The following is a 22,665-nucleotide window of genomic DNA, read 5'->3' as shown; positions in this document are numbered from 1 at the left end:
CGTTGGGATCGCCATATCATGCACGCGCATCCAACTAGATGCATTTGCATGGAACCGTCAACCTCGGGAATTGTCTAGATTGCGACCATGACGCCTGATTGTCGCGAATCGGTGATGCGCACCTGGCAGAGCCTGCTCATGGCCCGCCGGCGGCTGCTCGACGCGGTGTCGGCCGATCTGAAAGCGGGCGGCCAGCCGCCGCTCGACGTCTGTCAGGTGTTGATCCTGCTGTCGCTGGAGCCCGGGCGCCGCCTGCGCCCGGTCGAACTCGAGCGCAAGCTGGAGCTGCCGCAATATACCGCGTCGCGCCTGCTCGACCGGATGGAGAAGAGCGGGCTCATCCTGCGCGAGCCCTGCCCCGGCGACGGCCGTGGCCATCACGCCCGACTGACCGAGACGGGCGATGAAGCGCTCAAATCAATCTGGCCGGCCTATCACGCCTCGATCGAACGACATCTCGGCGGCAATCTCTGCGACGTCAGCGCGGCCGATCTCGCCAATCTTCTCGATCGCATCGGCAAGCCTGCGCCGGCGACAGTCTGATCAGCGAAGAGTTAGGGCCAATCGACATCGATCGCGCGGCGCGAGACGACCGGATTCCTCGCGCGACATTTCCGCCTCACGCGCGCGGCGGAAATCCGTATCTTTCGGGATCGGCGAGAACCGCCGCGGCTGTCTCCTCGGCCTGGCTTTGCGTCAGGTGGGTTTTCACGAGAATCTCGATCATTCTCGCTTTGTCGCCAGCGAGAACGGCCGCGTCCCACAGGTCGATCTGACCGGAAATGACGAGGCGCTCATTGACCGTCATTCCGCTGTAGTCGGTCATCGCCGCAGGAGCGGCTGCGAAAAAGGGAAGCTTCATGTCCGGTCGCTCCTCCCTTTGATTTTGCGGCTGCAAGGCCCTATATCAGTTTTGCCGTCGCAAGACGGCTATGGCGATAAACGGTCACCGTAATAAACCTTTCGGACCCGGGGGCGGTACCCGGCGCCTCCACCACGAGCCATCCGCGGATGTCTGGTGATGGGGGCGAAACAGGATCGACGAGGGCGTAAAGGGTGTTCTTTTGCCCGGCATGATACCGCCGTTATCGGGTCAAACCTATAGTTGCGAATGACAACTATGCTCCCGTCGCGGTGGCTGCGTAAGCGGTCCCCAAAACGGATCTTAAGTCCTTGCGCTTAGCGGCGTAAGGCGGGGCTCGGAGGCGCCTGGCAACAGAAGCCTCCACCTTCCCCGCACTTTCGCTCCGCGCCCGGCTGCATTAGCCTCTCCGGGAATCGTCCGCCTGGATTGAAATGGCCACCGACCTTATTCGTTATGATCTGATGGTGCAGGAGGCGCTGCGCGGCGTCGTGCGCCGCGTGCTGTCGGATATTTCACGCTACGGCCTTCCCGGCGAGCATCACCTCTACATCTCGTTCAAGACGCAGCACACCGGCGTGCGCATCTCCAACCGGCTGCGCGAGCAATATCCGGAAGAGATGACCATCGTTCTTCAGCATCAGTTCTGGGATCTGAAGGTGCATGAGCATGGCTTCGAGGTCGTGCTCTCCTTCAAGAACGTGCATGAACAACTCGTCGTCCCCTACGACTCCGTCATCGGCTTTTTCGATCCCTCGGTGCAGTTCGGTCTGAAGTTCGAGGCCGAGGAAGGCGAGGCGACCGCTTCCGCCGCGCCGGCGACGACGCCCGCGAAGAAGTCCGAAAAGTCGCTGGTCACGGCCCCGGCGAAAGCGCCGAAGAAACCCGCCGACGCCAAGGCCGAAGACGCCGTTGCGGAAGAGGCGCCGGGCGAAGGGCCGAAAGTCGTTTCGCTCGACGCGTTCCGCAAGAAACCCTGAGATGGGCGAGGTCATCAATTTCAGGCGCGCGCGCAAGGACAAGGCGCGCTCTGACGCGGAGAAAACCGCGGCGGAAAACCGCGTGAAATTCGGCCGCACGAAAGCCGAGCGCGAGACGGCCGAGAAGAAGGAAGCCCAGCGTCACTTGGCTCTCGACGGGCACAAGCGCGACGCGCCGTCGACGGATGAATGACGCTCTCGACGCGCGCAACGTCAAGCGCTCGCTGTCGATCGCCGGACATCGCACCAGCATCTCGCTTGAAGAGCCGTTCTGGCGCGCGCTGAAGGACATCGCGACGCAGGACGGCGTCAGCCTCGCAGCGCTCGTCGCGCGCATCGATGGCGAGCGCAAGGGCGTCGGGCTTTCATCCGCCTTGCGATTGCATGTGCTGCGTATGCTGCAGGCGAAGCGCGCCTGAAGATCGTTATGGCGCGGGCGCAGGCGCCGCAGGCGGAACAACGGCAGGCGGTGGCGCGGCAAGACGTTCGGCTTCGAGGCGCTGCCTCTCGGCCTCGGCCCGTTGAGCGGCGAGGCGTTCGACTTCGAGCTGCCGCATACGCTCGGCGCGTTGTTGCGCGGCAAGGCGCTCGGCTTCGAATCGCTGACGTTCAGCGCGTTGCAAGGCTTCGAGGCGCTCAGCTTCGAGCTTCTGTCTTTCCGCCTCGACGCGCTGACGTTCAGCCCGCTCTGCAGCGACGCGTTGCTTCTCGGCTTCGACACGCTGGCGCTCGGCTTCGGCGCGCTCGGCCTCGACGCGCTGCCGCTCTGCCTCGACGCGCTGACGTTCGGCGCGCAGGCGCCTGTTGAACGCGGCGCGCTCGCGCGCGTCCTGCTCCAGCGTATCGATGCGCTCGGCCTCGCGCGCCGCCGCCTTCTGCGTGAGGTCGCCGAACAGCGCGCTGACGTCGAGCATGCGCCGCGGCGCCGCGAGCGGACCGGAATAGGCGACGCCGATCTCCGGCGTCTGCGCCGCGTCCTGCGCCCGCGCACCGACGACGCCGCGCGCATCGAGCGTCAGCGAACGCAAATCGATCTGCGCCGATCCCGTCACGATTGCGGATGTCGTCTCGGCGCGCGCCGGCCCGAAACGCATCGCGCCATTCGCCACGGTGAGCGGCGCGGAAAGCGTGTCGATGACAAGCGGCGCGCGCGCCATTTCCTGTTCGACGAGCGGCGTGACGGCGTCGAGCGAAGGCAAACCTTCGCGCTTCGCCTGCAACGCGCTAACGCGCGAAGGCGCGGCGACATCGAGGCGCGGCAATGTCGCGCCGCGCAACGTCGCGGAGCCGGCGCCGCCGAGATTCGCAACGACGCGCGACAGCGCATCGCCATTGCCGGCGAGATCGAGCGCGAGATCAGCCTTGCCAGCAAAGCCGCCGCTCGCGCCGAGCGTCGTGAGATCGACATTGCGCAGATCAAGCCGTCCCGTGACAGCGGCAAGCCCGCCATCGCGCCGGATCGCGCCATTCGCCGTGATCTGCCCGCCGGCGAAATCGGCGCTCGCACTCTCAAGCCTGAGCCCGTCATTGCGGCTGACGAGACGCAGCGACGCATTCGCAGCGCTCCATCCCGCGCCCAGCGCAAGCCGCGGCGCGCGAATGTCGAGATCGAACGGCGCAGGCCAACCGGCGAAGGAAGGAAAGCGCGTTGATGACCAGAAGCCCGTCGTCGCAGCGGACGGATCGACGCCAAGTACAAGGCCAGACAATTCGGCGAGCGAGAGATCGCTGAATTCGATGCGGCCCGTAGCGCGCGGCTCATCAGAGAGCGAGATCTGCAGCGCCGCCGATGAAATGCGCTTGCCGCCGACGGCGCCCGCAAGTTGCGGCAAGCTCAAACCGCCGGCGCCAATCTCGAGCGGACTTTCGAGCCAGGCCGGCTGCGGCGTCGCGGCCGCGGGCAGTCCCAGCAGTTTCAGCGCCGGCCCGATATCGCCCGCATTCAATCGCACGCGCCCCGCGACCGCCTGCGTCATCGCATCGGACGCCTGTCCCGACGCCTCGATCGAAGCGCCCGCGATTGCAGCGTTGAGCGTGAAGCTCGTCGCCTTGTCGGCCGATCCCATGATAGCGAGCGCGAACGAGCCGGGCTGCGTCGAAGGCGCCGCGTCGCGCCCGAGCAGGCGGATGAGACGGCCCGCATCCGCGGCTTCCGCGTTGACGCGCAGCGACTCCACATTCACCGCCGCCTGTCCTTCGGCGCCGGCGCGCGCTTCGGCGAGCGCGTCGATCCTGGTTTCGCCCGCCGCGCCGACGATGCGCGCGAGCCACGTCTTGCCGTCGCGCGAAGGCTGCACCGAAGCGCTGAGGCGCGCCGGCGACAGAAGCGCCGCGCGCGACGCGAGCGCGTCGGACGCCTTGCCGGGCAGCGCGCGCTGCAACGCCGACGCCAGCGGCTGAAGATTGTCGGCGACAAGCTCCGCCGTGACGCGTCCAACGCCGTTTTTCACGACTCCGTCGCCGGTCAGGGAAAATCCGGTCTGGCGCAGCGACAATTTTGAAACCGTCAGCACGCCCGATTGCTGCTTCGCATCGACATCGAGCGCGCCGAGCGAGACGCCGAGCGTCTGCGACATCACATCTTTCGCCGCGATTGTCAGATTGACGTCGGGACCGTCGGCAGCCGTCAGCGCATTGAGCGGCGGCATCAGATCGAGATCGAATTTGTCGGCGCGAATATCGAGGCCGATGCGCCCGGGATCGCCCTCCGATGCGAAACGGCGCTGCGCGCTGATGCGCGCCTGCGCGCCATCAAGCGCGATCGTCGCGTCATCGATCGCGATGCGGCCCGGCCGCCAGCGCAATCGTCCGGAGGCTGAGGCGTTCGCGGCGCGCGCGAAGCGCGGATTCTTCACAGATTCGAGCGGCGCTCCTGATACCCACGACCATGCTTTCGCCGGAGCGCTTGATGACAGGCTGATCGACGCTTCGAACGCCGGCTCCGAATCGATCCAGGCGCGGCCCGACGCCGTCGCCTTCACACCGCCGGGCATCTGCGCGTCGGCGCGATCGACGGCGATCGCGCCCTGATCGAGCTGCGCCACGACATTCACCGGCCCGAATGATTCGCCGCGCGCATAGGCGCGCTCCACCGTGGCTTCGAGCGAGATCGGAAACGGGATCGCAGCCAGAAGTTTTTCGGTCTCGGCGGCGTTCTCCATCGGCAGCGCCGGCGCATCCTGCCCGGGATCGACCGCCGTCATCTTGTCGAGGTCGAGCGTGCGCGCCTTGATCGCGGCGCGGGCCGACATCAGGCCTGAGAAGCTCAGCGTGCCGTCGCCCTCCGCCTTGATTCCGGCGTCCTGCGGGCCCGCTTCGATGTCGAGATCGCGCGCGATGAATTGCTTGAAATCAGCGGTTCCGTTGGCGACGACGCGCCAGGGCTGCGGACCGGCGCCCTTGCCGAAGGGCCATGGCGCGACGCCTGACGCCGAGAGCCGGCCCTCGAAGCGCGGCGGCGTTCTCCAGGCCTGTCGGTCGACCAGCAACGAGCCATCGGCGTCGAGAATGAAAGCGAGCCCTGCGGCCTGCACGCCGAATTTCACAGCGGCCTTGCCGTCCTCGCTCATGACGCCGCTGCTCCAGCGCACATCGTACATTTTGCCGCCGAGATCGGCGCGGCCCTGCGCCTTCCACGGGCCGGCGATCGAGGCGGCCTCGATATCGAGATCGCCGCGCGCGCTGAATTGCGGGCGGCCGTTGCTCGCAAGCACAAGCAATTCGCCGCCGCGCAGCGACAGGCGCTCGATCGAGAAAGGCCTGGCATGATCTGGCGCCGGCGGCGATACGGCGGATGGCAAGACGCCAGCTTCGCGCCAGACGAGCACCGGCTTCTCGACCAGCCCGTCGGTGATGCGCAACTGGCCGGTCGCGAGCGCCGTCAGCCCCAGCTCGATCTCGACCGTGTCAGCCGTGAGCGACGCAGGCGCTTGCGCGCCCGCGACCGAGACGCCGCGCGCGACGAAACGCGGCTGCGGCAGAAGCGTGATCGCGATGTCGCCGGAGATATGGACGTCGCGCCCGAGCGCCGTGGTCAGGCGCTCCTCGATCTGGGGCCGCCAAGCGTTCCAGTTGACGAACCAGGGCGCGGCCATCGCTGCCGACAGCGCCAGAATCACGACAATAGCGAGGCCCGTCAGCAGGTCGCGCACAGCGTCAGCTTGCCCTTCTTCTCGACTCCCGCCGCACTCTACTCAATTTCGAGGCGCGGATATGACTGGCGCGCCATCAAATTCGCGCCGGCCGACATGGTTAAGCGGCGTCGCGCAGCGTCACATGCCGATGACCTTGCCAGGATTCATGATTCCATCGGGGTCGATGGCGCGCTTGATGGCGCGCATCATCGCCAAAGCCTCCGGACCCAGTTCGGCTTCGAGATATTTCATCTTGCCCTGACCGACGCCATGTTCGCCGGTGCAAGTGCCCTCCATACGGATGGCGCGTTTCGCCAACCGCTCCAGGAAGCCTTCGAGGCGCGCGACCTCGTCGGCGTCGTCCATCATGACAAGCGGCTGCACATGGAAATTGCCGTCGCCGACATGGCCGACGACAGGGCCGATCAAGCCGCTCTCGTCGAGATCGCGCTTGGTCTCCTCGACGCATTCGGCGAGCCGCGAGATCGGCACGCAGACGTCGGTCGCGACGCCCTTGGCGCCCGGACGCAGCTCCATCGTCGCCCAATAGGCGTTGTGCCGCGCCTCCCACAATTTCGTGCGCTCCTCCGGCTTCGTCGCCCACTCGAAATCGCTGCCGCCATTCTCGTCCGCGATCTCGCGGAAGCGCTGCGCCTGCTCGGCGACGCCCGCGGTCGTGCCATGGAATTCGAGCAGCAGCAGCGGCTTCTCCGGCAATGACAGTTTCGAATGGCGGTTGCAGGCCCTCACCTGCAATTCGTCAAGCAGCTCGATGCGCGCCACCGGCACGCCGAGCTGGATCGCCATGATGGTCGCGTCGCAGGCGGCCTTGATCGAGGGGAAGGAGCAGACCGCGACGGAAATCGCCTCCGGAATGCCCTGCAGCTTGAGCGTCACCTTGGTGATCACGCCGAGCGTGCCCTCCGAGCCCACGAACAGGCGCGTGAGGTCGTAGCCGGCCGAGGTCTTCTTGGCGCGCTGCGCCGTATGCGCGATCTCGCCGTTCGGCAGCACCACTTCGAGCGCGAGAACATTGTCCTTCATCGTGCCGTAGCGAACCGCGTTGGTGCCGGATGCGCGCGTCGCCGCCATGCCGCCGATCGAGGCGTCGGCGCCGGGATCGATCGGGAAGAACAGGCCGGTGTCGCGCAGATGCTCGTTGAGCTGCTTGCGGGTGACGCCGGGCTCGACGACGCAGGTCAGGTCCTCCGGCTGCACCGAAATCACGGCCTTCATCAGCGAGGTGTCGATCGAGACGCCGCCGGCCGGCGCGTTAACATGGCCTTCGAGCGAGGTGCCGGTCCCGAAGGGAATGATCGCAACCCTGTGCTCGGCGCAGAGCTTCACGATCGTCGCGATCTCCTGCGCGTCGAGCGGATAGACCACGGCGTCCGGCGGCTGGTTCGGGATCCAGGTCAGGGTGTGCCCGTGCTGCTCGCGAACGGCCGCGCCGGTCGCGCAGCGATTGCCGAACTGGCGGGAAAGGGCGGCCACCACAGATTCGACGCCGCTCTCGTTACGCGCGGCCTTCATGTCAATCACAGAACCCATCCAGAGATATTCCAGCTTGCGGCATGCGGCGGGATGACTACACTATTCCACGTCGCGCCGGTATCGGCGACGGCGTTTCGCCCGCCTCCGCGGGTGAATTCGGCGAAGGGCCATGATGCGCCTTCGCTCTCGGACGCAGCGGACTTCGGATGAGTGTGACCGACGCCCCTGTCCTTTTCTTTGCTCCGTTCGTCTCCTCGACGATGCGGGTGGAGCCGGCTTGGATCGATTATAACGGCCATCTGAACATGGCCTATTATCACGTCCTCTTCGACCGCGCGGTCGAGGAAGCCTTCTCGCTGGCGGGCCTCGGCGCGGACTATCTCGACGCCCGCCACTGCTCCTATTTCGCGGCCGAATGCCATATCCGCTATCTCCGCGAATTGAAGAACGGCGACGCCGTCCGCGTGACCCTGCAGTTGCTCGATTTCGATGAAAAACGTCTGCATTATTTCATGATGCTGCGCCATGCGGTGGAGGGCTGGGTGTCCTCGACGACCGAGAACCTGTCGCTCCATGTCGACATGGCGACGAAGAAAGTGACGCCGTTCCCCTCCGATATTCTCGCCAATCTCGCGATCATGAAAGCGATGCATGCGCGCATGCCGCGCCCGGCCGATGTCGGCCGGGTGATCGCTCTGGGCAAGCGCCCGCGGGACGAGGAAACGCCGGCGCGGCGGCTGTTCAACTGACGCCGAGATAGCGCCCGGGCTTGTGGTTCACGCCCACGATCACGTTCAGCACCGCCGCCCCGACCATCGACAGAAGAATGCGGTCCGCCGGCAGGATAAACAGGGCCGCGATCAGGATCAGCGCGTCGACGCCAAGCTGGAAATAGCCGGCCCTGAACCCGAAATTCTCCTGGAGATAGAGGGCGAGGATGTTGATGCCGCCAAGCCCGGTGCGGTGCCGGAACAGCGCCAGCATGCCCATGCCCGCAAGCCCGCCGCCGAGGATCGCCGCATAGAGCCCGTTGATGCCGCTGATGTCGATCCATTGCGGCGTCAGGCGCGTGAACACCGCGAGCAGGCTGACCGCAGCGAAGGTCCTGCCGGCGAAGGCCCAGCCCATGCGCTTCACCGCCAGCCACCAGAAAGGCAGGTTGAGCGCGAAGAACATCACGCCGAACGAATAGCCCGTGAGGTAGTGCAGCAGGAGCGACAGGCCGGCCGTGCTGCTCGTGAGCAGCATCGCCTTGGCGTAGAAGCCGATACCGAGCGCCACCAGCGCCGTCCCCAGCAGGATCGCCATGGCGTCTTCGATCAGGGCGTGCCTTTGCGGAATGACAGGCGCGTCGAGCGCCGTGGCGGGAGTGTCGCTGCTCATGCTGCGTGGCGCCATGCAAGCGGCGTTCCCGTCAATCCTTCGCCGCAAAATCATGGCCCGTTTGGCTCAGCCGCCTCTGGACCCTATGTAGGGCGTGGCGTCGACCAGATTCGGCGCCGGTCAAACCATGTCAGATCCGCTTAGCGCCTTCGACGACGACGATCTCGGGCCGCCCTCGCGCTCCGGGGCGCAGCCGCCCGCGCGCGGGCCCGCGCCGCCTCCGCCGCCGAAATCGGGCGGGCTCGGACAGCGCGCGGCCGCCGCCGCGGCGCAGGCGCGCATCACCTATCTCGAAGGGCTGAACCCCGAGCAGCGGCAGGCGGTCGAGGCGACGGACGGGCCGGTGCTCGTGCTGGCTGGCGCCGGCACCGGCAAGACGCGGGTTCTCACGACGCGCATCGCCCACATCATCGCCACGGGAAAAGCGCGGCCCTACGACATCCTCGCCGTGACCTTCACCAACAAGGCTGCGCGCGAGATGAAGCATCGCATCGGCGCGCTGGTCGGCGAGGTCGCCGAAGGCATGCCCTGGCTCGGCACGTTCCACTCCATCGCGGCGAAGATTCTGCGCCGCCACGCCGAGCTCGCCGATCTCAAATCCGATTTCACCATTCTCGACGCCGACGATCAGGTCCGGCTGATGAAGCAGGTGATCGCGGCGGCCAACATCGACGAGAAGCGCTGGCCGGCGCGAGCGCTCGCAAGCTGGATCGACGGCTGGAAGAACAGAGGCCTCGGGCCGGAGGGCGTTCCCGCAGGCGAGGCCGCCGCTTTCGCCAATGGCCGCGGCGGCGAACTCTATTCCGCCTATCAGGCGAGACTCGCGACGCTCAACGCCTGCGATTTCGGCGACCTGCTGCTGCACAACATCAAAATCTTCCGCAAGCATGCGGACGTGCTGCAGAATTATCAGCGGCGCTTCCGCTACATGCTCGTCGACGAGTATCAGGACACCAACACCGCGCAATATCTCTGGCTGCGCCTGCTGGCGCAGGGCCGCGAGGTCGGACAGACCAATGTCTGCTGCGTCGGCGATGATGATCAGTCGATCTATGGCTGGCGCGGCGCCGAGGTCGACAACATCCTGCGCTTCGAGCACGATTTTCCCGGCGCGCTCGTGATCCGCCTTGAGCGGAATTATCGCTCGACCGGGCATATTCTCGCCACCGCCTCGCATCTCATCGCGCACAACGAAAGCCGTCTCGGCAAGACCTTGCACACCGACGATGAGCCAGGCCTGAAGGTGATGGTCGGCGGCGCCTGGGATTCCGAGGAAGAGGCGCGGCTGATCGGCGAGGAGATCGAGGCGCTCCAGCAGATCCACAAGCACAAGCTCGACGACATCGCGATCCTCGTGCGCATCTCGGCGCAGATGCGCGAGATCGAGGAGCGTTTCATCACGCTCGGTCTCCCCTATCGCGTAATCGGCGGGCCGCGCTTCTATGAGCGCAAGGAAGTCCGCGACGCGCTCGCTTATTTGCGCTGCGTCGCCAACATCAATGACGATCTCGCCTTCGAGCGCATCATCAACACGCCGAAGCGCGGGTTGGGCGATGCGACGATCGAGCAGCTTCATGTCCATGCGCGCGCGTCGAAAGTGTCGCTCATGCAGGCCGCGCGCCTGTTGATCGAAACAGACGAGCTGAAGCCGAAAGTACGTTCGACCGTGCGCGATTTGATGAGCAACTTCGCGCGCTGGGCGCAGATGCTGGAGGCGAACCACCCGCATCACCAATTGGCCGAAATTATTCTCGAAGAATCCGGCTACACCGACATGTGGCAGAAGGACCGTTCAGCCGAAGCCGCGGGCCGTCTCGAAAACCTCAAGGAGCTGGTGCGCTCCATGGAGGAATTCCCCGATCTCGCCGGCTTTCTCGAACATGTCGCGCTGGTCATGGAGGCGGCGGAGGGCGAGAGCGAGGATCGCGTCACGCTGATGACGCTGCATGGCGCGAAGGGGCTGGAATTCGAGACCGTGTTTCTGCCTGGCTGGGAGGAAGGGTTGTTTCCAAACCAGCGCGCGCTCGACGAGAATGGCCGCGCCGGTCTCGAAGAGGAGCGCCGCCTTGCCTATGTCGGCATCACGCGCGCGCGCCGCCGCGCCAAGATCATGTTCGCCTCGAACCGCCGCATCCACGGTTTGTGGAGCTCGACGATTCCCTCGCGCTTCGTCGACGAATTGCCGGAGGATCATGTCGAACTGACCACGGCGCCGACGACCTATTCCCATGGCGGCTATGGCGCCTCGCGCTTCGACCGTATGGAATCCTTTGGCGGCTCGTCCTATTCGACGCCGGGCTGGAAGCGCGCGCAGGCGAACAAGGGTTTCAGCAGCGGCCAGCAGCGCGGATACGATGAAGACGAGGATCGCCGCGATCGCTGGCGTTCGTCCCGCGAAGGCGGCCGCTGGTCTGACGATAATTCATCGCAAGCGCCACGATCGAAATCAGGCGACAAAAGAACCGGCGGCGGCGCGCTGCCGCGCATCGGCGGCCGCACCATCGAAGGCGAGCTGGTCGCGAAATCGACGGGAGCGGTGTCGCGCTTCTCCGAAGGCGACCGCGTGTTCCATCAGAAATTCGGCGCCGGCGCCGTGGCCTTCGTCGACGGCAACAAGCTCACCGTCGATTTCGACAAGGCCGGACGGAAGATGGTGCTGGAGAATTTCGTCGAGGGGGCGTGAGCGCCGTGCGGCTGCGCCAGCCGTTCAGGAGAAACGCCGCCGCGCGAGCGCCGCGCCCTGCGCCAGCGCTGCAAGCTTCCCGCGCGCCACGTCGCGACGCATCGGCGCCATGCCGCAATTCGTGCAGGGAAACAGACGCTCCTTCGGCACATATTTGAGCGCCTCACCGATCACGTCGGCGACTTCGTCAGGCGTCTCGACCGCATCGCTCGCGACATCGATGACGCCGACAAGAACATCCTTGCCATCGAGAAGCTGCATCAGGCTCGCAGGCACGCGCGAGTTGCGGCATTCGAGCGACACCTGGTTGATCTGGCTTCGCGCGAGGACCGGAAAGGTCAGCTCATACTGTCGCCATTCGGCGCCGAGCGTCGCCTTCCAGTCGGTGTTCGCCTTGATGCCATAGCCGTAGCAGATATGCACAGCCGTCTTGCAGTTGAGGCCGGCGGCCGCGCGATGCAGCGCCTCGATGCCCCAATTCCGAACTTCGTCCATGTAAACATTGAACGCGGGCTCATCGAACTGGATGACGTCGACGCCGTCCTTCTCAAGCGCGCGCGCTTCCTGATTGAGCAGGTCGGCGAAGGCGAAGGCCATCTTCACCCTGTCGCCATAATGCTGGTCCGCGATCGTGTCGATGATGGTCATCGGACCGGGCAAGGTGAACTTCAATCGGCGCTTCGTATGCGCGCGCGCGAGTTGCGCTTCCGTCGCGTGGACTCTGCCCTTCAGTTTGAGTTCGCCCGTGACCGTCGGCACCATCGCCTTGTAGCGATTGTTGCGGATTCCCATTTCGACTTTGCGGCCGAAATCGATTCCCTCGACGAATTCAAGAAAGCCATGGACGAAATGCTGGCGCGACTGTTCGCCTTCGGTGACGATATCGATGCCGGCGTCCTCCTGTTCCCTCAGCCAGAGGAGCGTCGCATCGCGCTTCGCCTGAACAAGCGCATCGCCCGACATCTTCCAGGGCGCCCACAGCATATCAGGTTCGGCAAGCCAGGCGGGTTTGGGCAAGCTTCCCGCGATCGTGGTCTCGAACATGAAGCGCCCCCGTGAGTTTTGCGGAATCATAGACCTGCGCCGTGGCCTTCGTCGACCGGGGAGAAGGTCACCGGTGATTTTGGCAAGACGGGGGGCAGCGCTGGAGAATTTCGTTACACGACGAGAGTTTTCCACAGCTCTCGTGACTCGCACCACCGCTTATAGTTTCAATGCCTTACCAATTACTCGGGTGCGAATCCTAGCGAACCGAGTCGATACTTAGCGACATAAGTCATTGAGATTGAAAGCCCCGATTTGTTTAGGCACCCTTGTCATTCTGACAAGTGCGCGAACCAGCAAGCGATGAAGAAGGTTGTTGATCAGCTAACCGTTCCACCATCAATAGATGGCGCTTCTTTCGCAAAGTTAGATTCGCCATGCTCACCAACAGTCGCGACATCATCGCCCGCCTCCAATCCGAAGGCTGGCGTCTCGTGCGGATCAACGGCTCTCATCATCACTTCAAGAAGGATGGCGTCGCGCAACTCATCACCGTGCCGCATCCAAAGAAAGACCTCGGCCCCGGTCTGGCGCGAAAGATCGCCAAAATGGCCGGCTGGGTGTAAGATCATGCCATGAGACATTTCCTCGCCATTCTTGAAGATGCGGGACCAAATCACGCCGTCGGCGTCTGGTTCCCCGATGTGCCCGGCTGCTTTTCCGCCGGCGACACCTTCGACGAAGCGCTTGTGAATGCGCGCGAAGCGCTCGCATCGCATCTCGCTCTGCTCAGATCAGAGGGCGCCGCCCTGCCGTCGCCGCGCACGATCGAAGAGCTGAAGCGCGACTCGGAGGTCGCTGGCGAATTGAAGGACTATATCGTGGCCGCGGTCGACTACGACGAGGCGGCGATCAGCGAGGCCGCGGAATAACCCGCGCGTCATGGCCGGGCTTGTCCCGGCCATCCACGCCTTTCTGCAAGCAGCAAAACAAGACGTGGATGCCCGCGACAAGCGCGGGCATGACGCGGAAATGTCGATCGTCAAAAGCATCGAGCGAGCTTGCCGCGCCATGAAACGCGGTTAACCCCCTCTTCACCACTTCCTTAAACTTCGATCGATCGCGCCCGCTTTCGCCCTGATCAATTCCGAGTTCTCACGCATTGTCGGCGCGGGAAATCGATCCGGACGAGAGGGAACCGATGGCGAAATTCATGGGCGTCGCGATGGTCGCGCTTGCTCTGGCGGGCTGCGGACGTTCTCTCACCGACCGCATGCTGGCGGGCGCCGCGATCGGCGGCGGCGCGGGCGCCGCGATCGGCGCAGTCTCGACGGGCACCTTGCCGGGCGCTCTCGTCGGCGCGGCGATTGGCGCGGCCGGCGGCGCGGCGATCGGCGCGCTCGTGCAGCCGCAGGGCAATTATGCGGGATCGTGATTGAAACCACTTCGCCAAGCAAAAGGGCGGCTCTCGGCCGCCCTTTTCATTTGCAGCTTCGCTCGCGCCGTCAGGCGCGCTCGCTCCGTCGAAGCTGACGAAAGACATTCCACGTCGTTCCGATTGCAAAGAGCATTGCAAATTGCAGCAAGGGCGCGGTGAGGAGCGCAAGGCCGAACGCCCGTTCGGCCAGAACCATGAGGCCGATGATGCTCGCCGCCGTCATCCCCGCATCCATGACAGCGATCCCGATCCGTTTAAGGGAGAGATGCGAAACAACGCCCAGCGCGCCCATTCCCGACTCCAATCTCAAATCGCTGTTCAACCTAACAGACATTTGGACGATGCAAAACAAAAAGGGCGGCCATAGGCCGCCCTTTCAATTTAGCCTGCGCTGCAGGCTTTAGTTCGTCTGCTGGATCGCCGACAGCTTCCACGCCTCGCGCGGGCCGCGACGGAACGTCCAGAGCTCCGTCACCTCCTGCGGGCGATTGAGATCGCCTGACACCACGCGGCCCGTGCCACGCTCCACCGTCGCGTCGACGATGGAATAGCGCATCGCGACCGTCGCATATTGCGCATCCGGCTCCTGCCACGCTTCAGAGAGATCGCCCTTGATGAGCGTGACATCGCCGATGCGGTTGAGCACGCCCTTGGCGCGGTTGTCGGCGAGATCCTGCTCGAAATAGGCGGCCATCTCGGGCGTCGCCTGCATGCGCAGGGTCGCGACATCCTCGCGGCCATAGGCCGTCTGGATCACGGTCAATGCGCGCTGGAACGCGTCATAATCCTGCGAGGTGATCTCGATGTTCGGCTGCGAACCGCCCGCCGGTCCCATAGCCGCGCGCGCATAGGCGTTCGGCTGCGGCTGGCTGCCCATCTGCGGCGCCATGCCAGCCATCGCCGGCTGCGCGCCGCGATTGAAGAACATCCGGCGGATCACCACGAAGGCGAGCACGAGCAGGCCGATCTGCAGCAGGAAGCCGAACAGGCCGGTCAGCGAGCCGAGACCGCTGAAGAAGCCCGAGCCGCTGAGCAGTCCGAAGATGCCGGCGCCGATCAGGCCCGCGAACACGCCATGCATCAGCGTCCGCCCGAAGGACGGAGCGGCCGGCTGCGGCGCGGCGGGACGGGCCGCCATCGAGGGCTGGCCAACCTGGCCGCCGGGCTGGGTGACCGTGCGCTGCATCGGCTGGGCCGAGCTTGGCGCGGTGCTGGTCGCCGACGGCGCGGAAAAGGTGCGCGAGCCGCGGCTGCCGGACGAACTGCCGCCGCCGACGCGGGCGTCGGCCGCCTGCATCGCTGCGAGGCCCATGCCGCCGACGAGAAGCGTCAGGGCGACCAGGCGGCGCGAACGGGACAAAAGGGTGAACATCGGTTCCTCATCGAGGGGCGCAAGCGTCCCCGGGGATCGGGGCGCGCGCCTCCGCGGGAGAGATGTGGGAAAGGCCCGAGACAATGCAAGTGCGAAACCGCACTTCGCTCGCGTTGCGTCGCCCACCTGGAGCCCTGCCCTTCCCCGTTTCGGCATGCTATCGCGCCGCAATGCGCGAAGGCCTGATCCCCCACACCGTCACCACAGTGATGCGACTGACGACGACCGAATCGACCGCCCGGGCGGTGACTGAACTGCTGGGCGAGATTTTCGATTCCGACGAGACCGGCGTCGCCGCCTTCGAGGACGAGGCCTCAGGCGACTGGCTGCTCGACGTCTATTTCGCCTTTCCGCCTGACGAGGAATCGGTCCGCGAACTGATCGCGACCGCCGCTGGGGAGGAGGCCGCGAAAGCCGCGACCTTCGAGAATGTCGAGGCGAAGGACTGGGTGGCGCAGAGCCTTGAGGGGTTGAAGCCGGTCGAGGCCGGCCGCTTCCTCATCCACGGCGCGCATGATCGCGCCAAGGCGGTGAAGCAGACCAACCGGATCAGGATCGAGATCGAGGCGGCGCTCGCCTTCGGCACCGGCCATCACGGCACCACGCGCGGCTGTCTCCTCGCCTTCGACCGGCTCTTGAAACAGAAGCGCCCGCGTCGCGTGCTCGATGTCGGCACGGGGACAGGCGTGCTGGCGATCGCGGCGGCGCGCGCGCTCAATCGTCGCGTTGTCGCCTCCGACATCGATCCCATCGCGATCGAGGTGGCGCGCGCCAATGCGCGCTTCAACGCGGCGGCGATGAATATCTCATGGGCGGTGGCGCCGGCGTTGCGCAATCCCGCCATCACGCGCGGCGCGCCCTACGATCTCGTCTTCGCGAATATTCTGGCGGGACCGCTGAAGCGTATGGCCACGGAGATCGCGAAAGCGCTTGCGCCGCAGGGCGATCTCGTTCTCTCCGGCCTGCTGCCGAAGGATGCTCCCGGCGTGCTCGCGGTTTATGGCGCCTGCGGCCTGGCGCTGGTTTCGCAGGGCGAGCTTGAAGGCTGGCGCGCGCTGCATCTCAGGCGCGGCGGGAAAGGCCCCCGCCCGCGCCGATCAGGAGATCCCGGCGCCTGATCTGGCGATCGCGCGATTGAGTTTGTCGTGGATGGCCGGGCCACGCCCGGCCATGACAACTGAATAAAGACCGGCGCAGACGTTTGGCGGACGGCTTCGATGTCTCCGCGTCATGGCCGGGCGTGGCCCGGCCATCCACGAAATTCAACCAACTCCAACATCAACCGTTCTGGCTGGAGTCTAATCTTCAGAATAGACGCGATGCTCTTTCGCCGTGCGACGACGAAGCGCGCGCGCTTCGTCGATCACTTCAGCACAAATCTGCACGGCTTTGAGCGCGCGGCGCGGCAGCGTGTGGATGAGCGTGACGATAAACATGGCGATGTTCCTTTCCAAAATTCAGAAGGGCAGCGCATCCGCGGCCTGCTTCCAGGCGGCGTTCTTCGACGCGCGGCCGGCGGCGAATTGCCCGTTGCGGGCGAGATAGGCGGCGACCTGGCGCTCCGCCTCCATGCGCCGGCTGGCGATCAAGGCGGCCAGCGCTCGGCTCCAGAAGCTGGCTTGTTTGCGGTCGGGGCTCGAAGCTGGCGCTTCGAGACGGGATTCATTCAAGGTGAGAACGCTCATGACATCCTCCATTGCGGCGGCGCGCGAAGCGCTTCGCCTCGCCCAGCAACATAGAGTCGTTCGCACTTGCGAAGGAGATGATGCGATGCACAATTAGCATGCGCACTACGCATGCCTTATTAAGAATGCGTAAACAGAGCCGCAATTGACGCATACATAGGCGAAATCTGGTCGATCTGTCGCCCACCTGCACGGCCATTGAGCCACATCTGACCTTTCCGGATCGCGCGCTTGGAAAATCGCCTCCAATATGGTCAGTCGCCGCAACGGAAGCGCGCCATGGCCAAGAAACCTGCAAAGAAGTCCTCATCCTCCGCCGCCAAATCCGCCGTCGCCGGACTCGATCCGGACGCCGCGGCGGCGTTGGCGCTGGATGTGAGTCGGCTCAGCGAAAAGGACGCCGCTCAGGCGAACGCCGCGCTTCAAGCGGCGATCACCGAACATAATCAGCGCTACCACGGACATGATGCTCCAACGATAAGCGACGCGGTTTTTGACTCGCTTCGACGCAAGGACGAGGAAATCCTCGCCCGGTTTCCCAATTTGTCATCCGTCGCAGCGGACGAGGTCGGCGCCGCGCCTTCGGAGAAATTCGCCAAGATCCGGCATCGCGCGCCGATGCTGTCCCTCGACAACGCCTTCACCGACGAAGACGTGTCGGACTTCGTCAAAAGCGTGCGCCGCTTCCTCGGCCTCGCCGCTGATGCGCCGCTGGCTTTCACCGCCGAACCGAAGATCGACGGCCTCTCCTGCTCGCTGCGTTATGAGAAAGGCGAACTTATCTCCGCCGCCACGCGCGGCGATGGCGCGGTCGGCGAGGACGTGACCGCGAATGTAAAAACCATCGCGAACCGCAAGGGCGCGGTCCCTCATACGCTCAAGGGCAAGGATGTCCCTGACATCTGCGAAGTGCGCGGCGAGATCTATTTCGGCCATGCTGATTTCGCCGAGGTGAATGCGCGCCAGCGCGCCGCGGGCGACAAGGAGTTTGTCAATCCGCGCAACGCCGCGGCGGGATCGCTGCGCCAGCTCGACGCCTCGATCACCGCGTCGCGCCCGCTGCGTTTCTTCGCCTACGCCTGGGGCGAGATGAGCGACATGCCAGCGGAGACGCAAAGCGGTATGATCGCGGCCTTCACGAAATGGGGCCTGCCGACCAATCCGCTGACGACGCGCTGCGAGACCATCGAGGAGATGCTCGCCTTCTATCATCGCATAGAAACCGAACGCGCGTCGCTCGGTTACGACATCGACGGCATCGTCTACAAGGTCGATCGCCTCGATCTGCAGCGGCGCCTTGGCTTCGTCTCCCGCGCGCCGCGCTGGGCGACGGCGCATAAATTCCCGGCCGAGCGCGCGATGACCGTGATGGAAGGCATCGACATTCAGGTCGGCCGCACCGGCGCGCTGACGCCGGTGGCGAAGCTGAAACCTGTGACGGTCGGCGGCGTCGTGGTGCGCAACGCGACCTTGCACAATGAGGATTTCATCAAGGGCATCGGCGGCGACGGCCAGCCGATCCGCGACGGCGTCGACATCCGCGTCGGCGACACCGTGGTCATTCAGCGCGCCGGCGACGTGATCCCGCAGGTGGTCAGCGTCGTGCTCGATCATCGCCCGAAGGATTCGAAGCCGTTTGAATTTCCGACGCGCTGTCCCGCCTGTAACAGCGAAGCGGTGCGGGAAACAGGCGAGGCCATTCGCCGCTGCACCGGCGAATTCGCCTGCCCCAATCAGGTGGTCGAACATCTCCGCCATTTCGTTTCGCGTCGCGCTTTCGATATCGAGGGGCTCGGCGAAAAGCAGATCGAATTCTTCTATGGCGATGAAGACCTTCCCGTGCGCGCTCCGGCCGACATCTTCACGCTGGCGAAGCGCGATCAGCAGAATCTGAAGAAGCTGAAGGACAAGGAGGGTTTTGGCGAAACCTCGGCGCGTAATCTCTTCGCCGCCATCGAACAGCGTCGCGACATTTCGCTGGAGCGGCTGATCTATGCGCTCGGCGTGCGCCATATCGGCGAGACCACCGCGATCGTGCTCGCTCGCGCCTATGGAACGTGGAAAGCCTTCGAGGAAGCTTGCCTGAAGGTCGCGCAAGGCGACGAGACGGCGAAGGAAGAGATGGACTCGCTCGACCAGATTGGCCCGACCGTGATCGAAGCTGTCGCAAAATATTTCGGCGAGCCGCGCAATCTCAAGCGCATCGACGATCTCATCAGGGAATTGAAGGTTCAGGACGCGGAGAAACCGCAGACCGAAACGCCGGTCGCCGGCAAGACTGTCGTCTTCACCGGATCGCTTGAGAAGATGACGCGCGATGAAGCCAAGGCGATGGCCGAACGTCTCGGCGCCAAGGTGGCGGGCTCGGTCTCGCGCAAGACCGATATCGTCGTCGCCGGCCCCGGCGCCGGCTCCAAGCTCGCCAAGGCGGCGGAGTTCGGCGTGCAGGTGATGGATGAGGATGGTTGGCTGAAGCTCGTCGGCGCCGCTTGAGACGAATCTCACTTCACAACCGTCAATGCCGGCGATCAATCTTTGTTGGTCGACGCCGTCTCATCTCCGTGCAGCATGGCGTCCATGAATTCCCACGATGACTCCCGCGATTTTCGCCAGGGAATCGCCGACATCTGGCCGGCGGCGGTGGCTTGCGTGCCGATCGGCCTCGTCTTCGGCGCGCTTGCCGCGACGAAGGGCCTGTCGACTCTCGAAGCGACTCTGATGTCGGTGCTCGTCTTCGCCGGCGGCGCGCAATTTGCGGCGCTCGAGATCTGGGCGACGCCGGCGCCGGTGCTGCTTCTCGCCTTCTCGACGCTGCTGATCAATGCGCGCCATATCCTCATGGGCGCATCGCTCGCGCCGAAGCTCGGCAAAGTGTCGCTGCCGCGCAAATTGCTGTCGATGTATTTCATGACCGATGAGGCCTGGGCGCTGGCCGAGCGTCGCGCCATGACGCAGCCGATCTCGTTCAAATACTGGATCGCGGTCGCGCTCATGCTGCCCTTCGCCTGGGTGGGCTCGACGGCTATCGGCGCCGGCCTTGGCGCGCTGGTCGGCGATCCCCGCCGCCTCGGCGCGGATTTCGCCTTCACCGCGATCTTCATCGCGTTGATCGCCGCGTTCTGGAAAGGCCGTTCGACGGCTGTAATCATCGCCGCAGCCGCGATCACATCAGCCATCGTCTATCGAACCATCGGCACGCCGTGGCACGTGCTCGCCGGCGCGCTTGCGGGAATCGCTGCGGCTGCGCTCGATCCCCGCGCGGATGAATCGGAGCTTGTCGAGGAGCCCGCGACATGAGCGTCGATCCGACCACGCTCGCCGCCATCATCGCCATGGCTGTGGTGACCTACCTCACGCGCATCGCCGGGCTGGCGCTGCCGGCGAATATGAAGATGTCGCCGCGCGTGAAATCCGCATTCGAGGCTATACCCCCCGCGGTTCTTGTCGCCGTGATCGCGCCGACGGCTCTGGCGACCGGCTGGCGGGAAAGCCTCGCCGCTGTCGTCTGCATTCTCGCGGCGACGCGCCTGCCATTGCTCGGTGTTGTCGGCGTCGGCGTCGTGACGATCGTGTTGCTGCGGCTGATTGGTTGATGAAGCTCTCCCCGTCCCCGGAACGGTGGAGCGGAACGAAGTGAAGCGGAATCGTGTCCGGGGCCCAGCGGAAGACTCGTGAGCGCAGCGAGCGCTCAATTAATTCTGTCACGCCGCGCCTTCGGCGCGAACATTTTCCGCTGGGCTCCGGTCTTCATTCCGTTCGCTTCGCTCACTTCATGAAACCGGGGACGGAGAGGCGTCAAATCGCCCGCGTCGCTTTCTCCAGCCACTCAAGCGCTGCCCCATCGACCAAAGGCGCAAGCTTCTCGCGCGTGCGGGCGTGATACGAGTTGAGCCACGCGATCTCGTCCGCCGTCAGCAATTCCTTCTTGATCAGCGCGAGATCGATCGGCGCGAACGAGATGGTTTCGAAGCCGAGCATCTTGCGGTCGCCGCCCGGAATTTCGCGGCGCTCGACCACGAGAATATTCTCGATGCGGATGCCGTAATCATTCGTCTTGTAGAAGCCGGGCTCGTTCGAGAGGATCATGCCGGGCTCAAGCGTCGCTGTCCCAAGTTTCGACAGGCGCTGCGGCCCCTCATGCACCGACAGGAACGAACCGATCCCGTGGCCCGTGCCGTGATCGAAATCGAGGCCCGCACTCCAGAGCGAAAGCCGCGCCAGCGAATCGAGTTGCGCGCCGGATGTTCCCTCGGGGAACACCACCGTCGCGATCGCGATGTGGCCTTTCAGCACTCGCGTATAGCGATCCTTCATTTCGTCGGTGACTTCCGCGACCGAAACCGTGCGCGTGATGTCGGTGGTGCCGTCGCGATATTGCGCGCCGGAATCGATCAGGAAGATTCCAGGCTCGATCTTGCGATTCGATTTCGTCGAGACGCGATAATGCGGCAGCGCCGCATTCGGCCCAGCAGCGGAAATCGAAGGAAAAGACAGATCGTGCAGCAGGTTGGTCGCGCGGCGATACTCTTCCAATTTCTCTGCTGCGCCGATTTCGGTCAGCCCGCCCTTCGGCGCTTCCTCGTCGAACCACGAGAGAAAGCGCGTCATCGCCGCGCCGTCGCGCAGATGCGCGGCGCGCGCGCCTGAGAGTTCCGCCTCATTCTTCGCCGCCTTCATGCGCGCGATGGGATCGGCGCCGACATCGGCCGCGCCGCCGGCCTTTTCCACGATGGTCGCGAGCTGCGATCCGCCGCTGGCGGAATCGATTCTGATCTTCGCGCCGTCCGACGCGATCTTCGCGAGTTCGCCAGCAAGCGCCGACGGTTCGACGATGCGCGCCTGCGCCGACAACGACCCGCGCATTGATGCGTCGAGCTTGCCAGCATCCATAAACAGGATCGCCTCGTCCTTCGCGACGACAGCGTATCCCAAAGCAAGCGGCGTGTGCCCGACGTCGCCGCCGCGGATGTTGAACAGCCAGCACAGCGAATGCGGATCGGAGACGACAAGCGCGGCGCAACGCTCCTTCGCCAGCGCCTCGCGCACGCGCTTCAGTTTCGACGCGGCGTCCTCGCCCGCAAACGCGGCGTCCTGCGCGAACACAGGCGCGCGCGGCGCCGGCGGCCTGTCTTTCCACACCGCGTCGAGCGGATTTCGCTCAAGCGCCACGACGCTGCCGCCCGCCTTCTTCGCGGCGAGTTCAAACTTCTTGCGGCCGTCGCTAGTCACAAGCCAGGGATCGAATCCCAGCTTCGCGCCTTCGGGCAGATTGCTTTCGATCCATGCTTCCGGCGTCGTCTGCATCGAGGCGACAACCGCGAAGGTCTTGGTGTCGACTTGCTCCGCCGCCTGCAGCGTGTAGCGCCCGTCGACGAAGATCGCCGCCTTATCCTCCAGCACGACAGCGGTTCCCGCAGAACCGGTGAAGCCCGTGAGCCAGGCGAGCCTTTCCGCATTCTTCGGGACATATTCGCCCTGATGCTCGTCTGCGCGCGGAACGATGAATCCGTCGACGCCGCGAAGCTTCAACTCTGCGCGCAGAAGCGCGGCGCGTTCGGGCCCGCGCGCGCCTTCGGACTTGTCCTCAAATGACTGGAACTGGCTGCTCATCTCATGCGCCTCACATCTTGCCGCACATTTGCGCAAGACGG

At 64.8% G+C, this 22,665-nt stretch carries 24 protein-coding genes and 1 other RNA gene; 15 read left to right on the top strand and 10 right to left on the bottom strand.

Features of this window, described 5'->3' with window-relative positions; genetic code table 11:
• Positions 1-87: 87 nt before the first annotated feature.
• Positions 88-543: a MarR family winged helix-turn-helix transcriptional regulator gene (locus tag L8F45_RS02635; protein ID WP_342361333.1), complete on the top strand. Its 456-nt coding sequence runs from the start codon at positions 88-90 to the stop codon at positions 541-543.
• 76 nt (positions 544-619) lie between these two features.
• Here the strand turns inward: L8F45_RS02635 and L8F45_RS02630 are convergent, their stop codons facing one another.
• Entirely contained in the window at positions 620-862 is a 243-nt protein-coding gene (locus L8F45_RS02630; RefSeq protein ID WP_342361332.1) for a hypothetical protein, read from the bottom strand.
• A gap of 14 nt (positions 863-876) precedes the next feature.
• Here L8F45_RS02630 and ssrA point away from each other — a divergent pair.
• From ssrA to L8F45_RS02610, 4 genes are all read left to right on the top strand, one after another.
• Positions 877-1,230, top strand: a transfer-messenger RNA (tmRNA) gene (ssrA, locus tag L8F45_RS02625).
• Positions 1,231-1,296: 66 nt separating this feature from the next.
• A complete protein-coding gene (locus tag L8F45_RS02620; RefSeq protein ID WP_342361331.1) occupies positions 1,297-1,842 on the top strand; it encodes an SspB family protein in 546 nt (181 codons plus the stop codon).
• A gap of 1 nt (position 1,843) precedes the next feature.
• On the top strand, positions 1,844-2,035 hold the full coding sequence (locus L8F45_RS02615; RefSeq protein WP_342361330.1) for a DUF4169 family protein: 192 nt from the start codon (positions 1,844-1,846) through the stop codon (positions 2,033-2,035).
• Positions 2,028-2,261, top strand: coding sequence for a ribbon-helix-helix domain-containing protein (locus tag L8F45_RS02610; protein WP_342361329.1), 234 nt, complete (start codon positions 2,028-2,030; stop codon positions 2,259-2,261). The genes L8F45_RS02615 and L8F45_RS02610 overlap by 8 nt, the downstream gene beginning before the upstream one ends.
• 6 nt (positions 2,262-2,267) lie before the next feature.
• Here the strand turns inward: L8F45_RS02610 and L8F45_RS02605 are convergent, their stop codons facing one another.
• Together L8F45_RS02605 and L8F45_RS02600 are read right to left on the bottom strand one after the other, a co-directional pair.
• Positions 2,268-5,993, bottom strand: a complete 3,726-nt coding sequence (locus tag L8F45_RS02605; protein ID WP_342361328.1) for an AsmA family protein — start codon at positions 5,991-5,993, stop codon at positions 2,268-2,270.
• Between the two features lie 120 nt (positions 5,994-6,113).
• A complete protein-coding gene (locus L8F45_RS02600) occupies positions 6,114-7,526 on the bottom strand; it encodes an FAD-binding oxidoreductase (protein WP_342361327.1) in 1,413 nt (470 codons plus the stop codon).
• A 203-nt stretch (positions 7,527-7,729) separates the two neighbouring features.
• On the opposite strand from L8F45_RS02600, the gene L8F45_RS02595 reads away from it, so the two are divergent.
• Positions 7,730-8,218 (top strand): thioesterase family protein, encoded by a 489-nt coding sequence (locus L8F45_RS02595; protein ID WP_342363349.1) that lies wholly within the window; start codon positions 7,730-7,732, stop codon positions 8,216-8,218.
• Here the strand turns inward: L8F45_RS02595 and L8F45_RS02590 are convergent.
• The gene (locus tag L8F45_RS02590) at positions 8,211-8,852 is read right to left on the bottom strand and encodes a YitT family protein (protein WP_342361326.1); all 642 of its coding nucleotides are present in this window, start codon (positions 8,850-8,852) and stop codon (positions 8,211-8,213) included. The genes L8F45_RS02595 and L8F45_RS02590 overlap by 8 nt on opposite strands.
• Positions 8,853-8,979: 127 nt before the next feature.
• Between L8F45_RS02590 and L8F45_RS02585 the strand changes: the two genes are divergently transcribed.
• Positions 8,980-11,535 carry an ATP-dependent helicase gene (locus L8F45_RS02585; RefSeq protein WP_342361325.1) on the top strand — a complete coding sequence of 852 codons (2,556 nt, stop codon included), beginning with the start codon at positions 8,980-8,982 and terminating at the stop codon, positions 11,533-11,535.
• A 24-nt stretch (positions 11,536-11,559) separates the two neighbouring features.
• On the opposite strand, the gene L8F45_RS02580 is transcribed toward L8F45_RS02585, so the two are convergent.
• The gene (locus L8F45_RS02580) at positions 11,560-12,579 is read right to left on the bottom strand and encodes a methionine synthase (protein WP_342361324.1); all 1,020 of its coding nucleotides are present in this window, start codon (positions 12,577-12,579) and stop codon (positions 11,560-11,562) included.
• 377 nt (positions 12,580-12,956) lie between these two features.
• Here L8F45_RS02580 and L8F45_RS02575 point away from each other — a divergent pair, with 377 nt between their 5' ends.
• The 4 genes from L8F45_RS02575 to L8F45_RS02560 all read left to right on the top strand — a co-directional run bounded on the left by L8F45_RS02575 (position 12,957) and on the right by L8F45_RS02560 (position 13,954).
• Positions 12,957-13,145 (top strand): type II toxin-antitoxin system HicA family toxin, encoded by a 189-nt coding sequence (locus L8F45_RS02575; protein ID WP_342361323.1) that lies wholly within the window; start codon positions 12,957-12,959, stop codon positions 13,143-13,145.
• A gap of 9 nt (positions 13,146-13,154) precedes the next feature.
• On the top strand, positions 13,155-13,451 hold the full coding sequence (locus tag L8F45_RS02570; RefSeq protein ID WP_342361322.1) for a type II toxin-antitoxin system HicB family antitoxin: 297 nt from the start codon (positions 13,155-13,157) through the stop codon (positions 13,449-13,451).
• 10 nt (positions 13,452-13,461) lie between these two features.
• Complete coding sequence (locus L8F45_RS02565) at positions 13,462-13,605, top strand: hypothetical protein (RefSeq protein WP_342361321.1); 144 nt, start codon at positions 13,462-13,464, stop codon at positions 13,603-13,605.
• Positions 13,606-13,720: 115 nt separating this feature from the next.
• Complete coding sequence (locus tag L8F45_RS02560; protein ID WP_342361320.1) at positions 13,721-13,954, top strand: YMGG-like glycine zipper-containing protein; 234 nt, start codon at positions 13,721-13,723, stop codon at positions 13,952-13,954.
• Positions 13,955-14,024: 70 nt separating this feature from the next.
• Here L8F45_RS02560 and L8F45_RS02555 read toward each other — a convergent pair whose 3' ends face one another.
• Complete coding sequence (locus L8F45_RS02555) at positions 14,025-14,249, bottom strand: hypothetical protein (protein WP_342361319.1); 225 nt, start codon at positions 14,247-14,249, stop codon at positions 14,025-14,027.
• Positions 14,250-14,357: 108 nt separating this feature from the next.
• Positions 14,358-15,329 (bottom strand): Tim44 domain-containing protein, encoded by a 972-nt coding sequence (locus L8F45_RS02550; protein WP_342361318.1) that lies wholly within the window; start codon positions 15,327-15,329, stop codon positions 14,358-14,360.
• Positions 15,330-15,499: 170 nt separating this feature from the next.
• Here L8F45_RS02550 and L8F45_RS02545 point away from each other — a divergent pair, with 170 nt between their 5' ends.
• The gene (locus L8F45_RS02545; RefSeq protein WP_342363348.1) at positions 15,500-16,447 is read left to right on the top strand and encodes a 50S ribosomal protein L11 methyltransferase; all 948 of its coding nucleotides are present in this window, start codon (positions 15,500-15,502) and stop codon (positions 16,445-16,447) included.
• 180 nt (positions 16,448-16,627) lie between these two features.
• Here L8F45_RS02545 and L8F45_RS02540 read toward each other — a convergent pair whose 3' ends face one another.
• A complete protein-coding gene (locus L8F45_RS02540) occupies positions 16,628-16,765 on the bottom strand; it encodes a hypothetical protein (protein WP_342361317.1) in 138 nt (45 codons plus the stop codon).
• Positions 16,766-16,786: 21 nt separating this feature from the next.
• On the bottom strand, positions 16,787-17,014 hold the full coding sequence (locus L8F45_RS02535; protein ID WP_342361316.1) for a hypothetical protein: 228 nt from the start codon (positions 17,012-17,014) through the stop codon (positions 16,787-16,789).
• Positions 17,015-17,293: 279 nt separating this feature from the next.
• Here L8F45_RS02535 and ligA point away from each other — a divergent pair, with 279 nt between their 5' ends.
• From ligA to L8F45_RS02520, 3 genes are all read left to right on the top strand, one after another.
• Positions 17,294-19,507, top strand: coding sequence for an NAD-dependent DNA ligase LigA (gene ligA / locus L8F45_RS02530; RefSeq protein ID WP_342361315.1), 2,214 nt, complete (start codon positions 17,294-17,296; stop codon positions 19,505-19,507).
• Between the two features lie 84 nt (positions 19,508-19,591).
• Complete coding sequence (locus L8F45_RS02525) at positions 19,592-20,311, top strand: AzlC family ABC transporter permease (protein ID WP_342361314.1); 720 nt, start codon at positions 19,592-19,594, stop codon at positions 20,309-20,311.
• Positions 20,308-20,607 carry an AzlD family protein gene (locus L8F45_RS02520; protein ID WP_342361313.1) on the top strand — a complete coding sequence of 100 codons (300 nt, stop codon included), beginning with the start codon at positions 20,308-20,310 and terminating at the stop codon, positions 20,605-20,607. Before L8F45_RS02525 ends, L8F45_RS02520 begins: the two co-directional genes overlap by 4 nt.
• A 202-nt stretch (positions 20,608-20,809) precedes the next feature.
• Here the strand turns inward: L8F45_RS02520 and L8F45_RS02515 are convergent, their stop codons facing one another.
• Complete coding sequence (locus tag L8F45_RS02515) at positions 20,810-22,624, bottom strand: aminopeptidase P family protein (protein ID WP_342361312.1); 1,815 nt, start codon at positions 22,622-22,624, stop codon at positions 20,810-20,812.
• Between the last annotated feature and the right edge of the window lie 41 nt (positions 22,625-22,665).

The organism is Terrirubrum flagellatum (genome assembly GCF_022059845.1).
Classification (GTDB): Bacteria; Pseudomonadota; Alphaproteobacteria; order Rhizobiales; family Beijerinckiaceae; genus Terrirubrum; species Terrirubrum flagellatum.
The sequence above is the reverse complement of the archived record's forward strand: the minus strand, read 5'-3'. Positions and strand labels throughout refer to the sequence as shown.

What these genes read in the sequence shown, in the direction of transcription:
- L8F45_RS02580 (WP_342361324.1), bottom strand. Translation starts at nt 12,579, where the DNA reads ATGTTCGAGACCACGATCGCGGGAAGCTTGCCCAAACCCGCCTGGCTT.
- L8F45_RS02635 (WP_342361333.1), top strand. Translation starts at nt 88, where the DNA reads ATGACGCCTGATTGTCGCGAATCGGTGATGCGCACCTGGCAGAGCCTG.
- L8F45_RS02620 (WP_342361331.1), top strand. Translation starts at nt 1,297, where the DNA reads ATGGCCACCGACCTTATTCGTTATGATCTGATGGTGCAGGAGGCGCTG.
- L8F45_RS02525 (WP_342361314.1), top strand. Translation starts at nt 19,592, where the DNA reads ATGAATTCCCACGATGACTCCCGCGATTTTCGCCAGGGAATCGCCGAC.
- ligA (WP_342361315.1), top strand. Translation starts at nt 17,294, where the DNA reads ATGGCCAAGAAACCTGCAAAGAAGTCCTCATCCTCCGCCGCCAAATCC.
- L8F45_RS02560 (WP_342361320.1), top strand. Translation starts at nt 13,721, where the DNA reads ATGGCGAAATTCATGGGCGTCGCGATGGTCGCGCTTGCTCTGGCGGGC.
- L8F45_RS02615 (WP_342361330.1), top strand. Translation starts at nt 1,844, where the DNA reads ATGGGCGAGGTCATCAATTTCAGGCGCGCGCGCAAGGACAAGGCGCGC.
- L8F45_RS02575 (WP_342361323.1), top strand. Translation starts at nt 12,957, where the DNA reads ATGCTCACCAACAGTCGCGACATCATCGCCCGCCTCCAATCCGAAGGC.
- L8F45_RS02535 (WP_342361316.1), bottom strand. Translation starts at nt 17,014, where the DNA reads ATGAGCGTTCTCACCTTGAATGAATCCCGTCTCGAAGCGCCAGCTTCG.
- L8F45_RS02520 (WP_342361313.1), top strand. Translation starts at nt 20,308, where the DNA reads ATGAGCGTCGATCCGACCACGCTCGCCGCCATCATCGCCATGGCTGTG.
- L8F45_RS02610 (WP_342361329.1), top strand. Translation starts at nt 2,028, where the DNA reads ATGAATGACGCTCTCGACGCGCGCAACGTCAAGCGCTCGCTGTCGATC.
- L8F45_RS02515 (WP_342361312.1), bottom strand. Translation starts at nt 22,624, where the DNA reads ATGAGCAGCCAGTTCCAGTCATTTGAGGACAAGTCCGAAGGCGCGCGC.
- L8F45_RS02570 (WP_342361322.1), top strand. Translation starts at nt 13,155, where the DNA reads ATGAGACATTTCCTCGCCATTCTTGAAGATGCGGGACCAAATCACGCC.
- L8F45_RS02590 (WP_342361326.1), bottom strand. Translation starts at nt 8,852, where the DNA reads ATGAGCAGCGACACTCCCGCCACGGCGCTCGACGCGCCTGTCATTCCG.
- L8F45_RS02595 (WP_342363349.1), top strand. Translation starts at nt 7,730, where the DNA reads ATGCGGGTGGAGCCGGCTTGGATCGATTATAACGGCCATCTGAACATG.
- L8F45_RS02600 (WP_342361327.1), bottom strand. Translation starts at nt 7,526, where the DNA reads ATGGGTTCTGTGATTGACATGAAGGCCGCGCGTAACGAGAGCGGCGTC.
- L8F45_RS02585 (WP_342361325.1), top strand. Translation starts at nt 8,980, where the DNA reads ATGTCAGATCCGCTTAGCGCCTTCGACGACGACGATCTCGGGCCGCCC.
- L8F45_RS02555 (WP_342361319.1), bottom strand. Translation starts at nt 14,249, where the DNA reads ATGGGCGCGCTGGGCGTTGTTTCGCATCTCTCCCTTAAACGGATCGGG.
- L8F45_RS02550 (WP_342361318.1), bottom strand. Translation starts at nt 15,329, where the DNA reads ATGTTCACCCTTTTGTCCCGTTCGCGCCGCCTGGTCGCCCTGACGCTT.
- L8F45_RS02540 (WP_342361317.1), bottom strand. Translation starts at nt 16,765, where the DNA reads ATGTTTATCGTCACGCTCATCCACACGCTGCCGCGCCGCGCGCTCAAA.
- L8F45_RS02565 (WP_342361321.1), top strand. Translation starts at nt 13,462, where the DNA reads ATGGCCGGGCTTGTCCCGGCCATCCACGCCTTTCTGCAAGCAGCAAAA.
- L8F45_RS02545 (WP_342363348.1), top strand. Translation starts at nt 15,500, where the DNA reads ATGCGCGAAGGCCTGATCCCCCACACCGTCACCACAGTGATGCGACTG.
- L8F45_RS02630 (WP_342361332.1), bottom strand. Translation starts at nt 862, where the DNA reads ATGAAGCTTCCCTTTTTCGCAGCCGCTCCTGCGGCGATGACCGACTAC.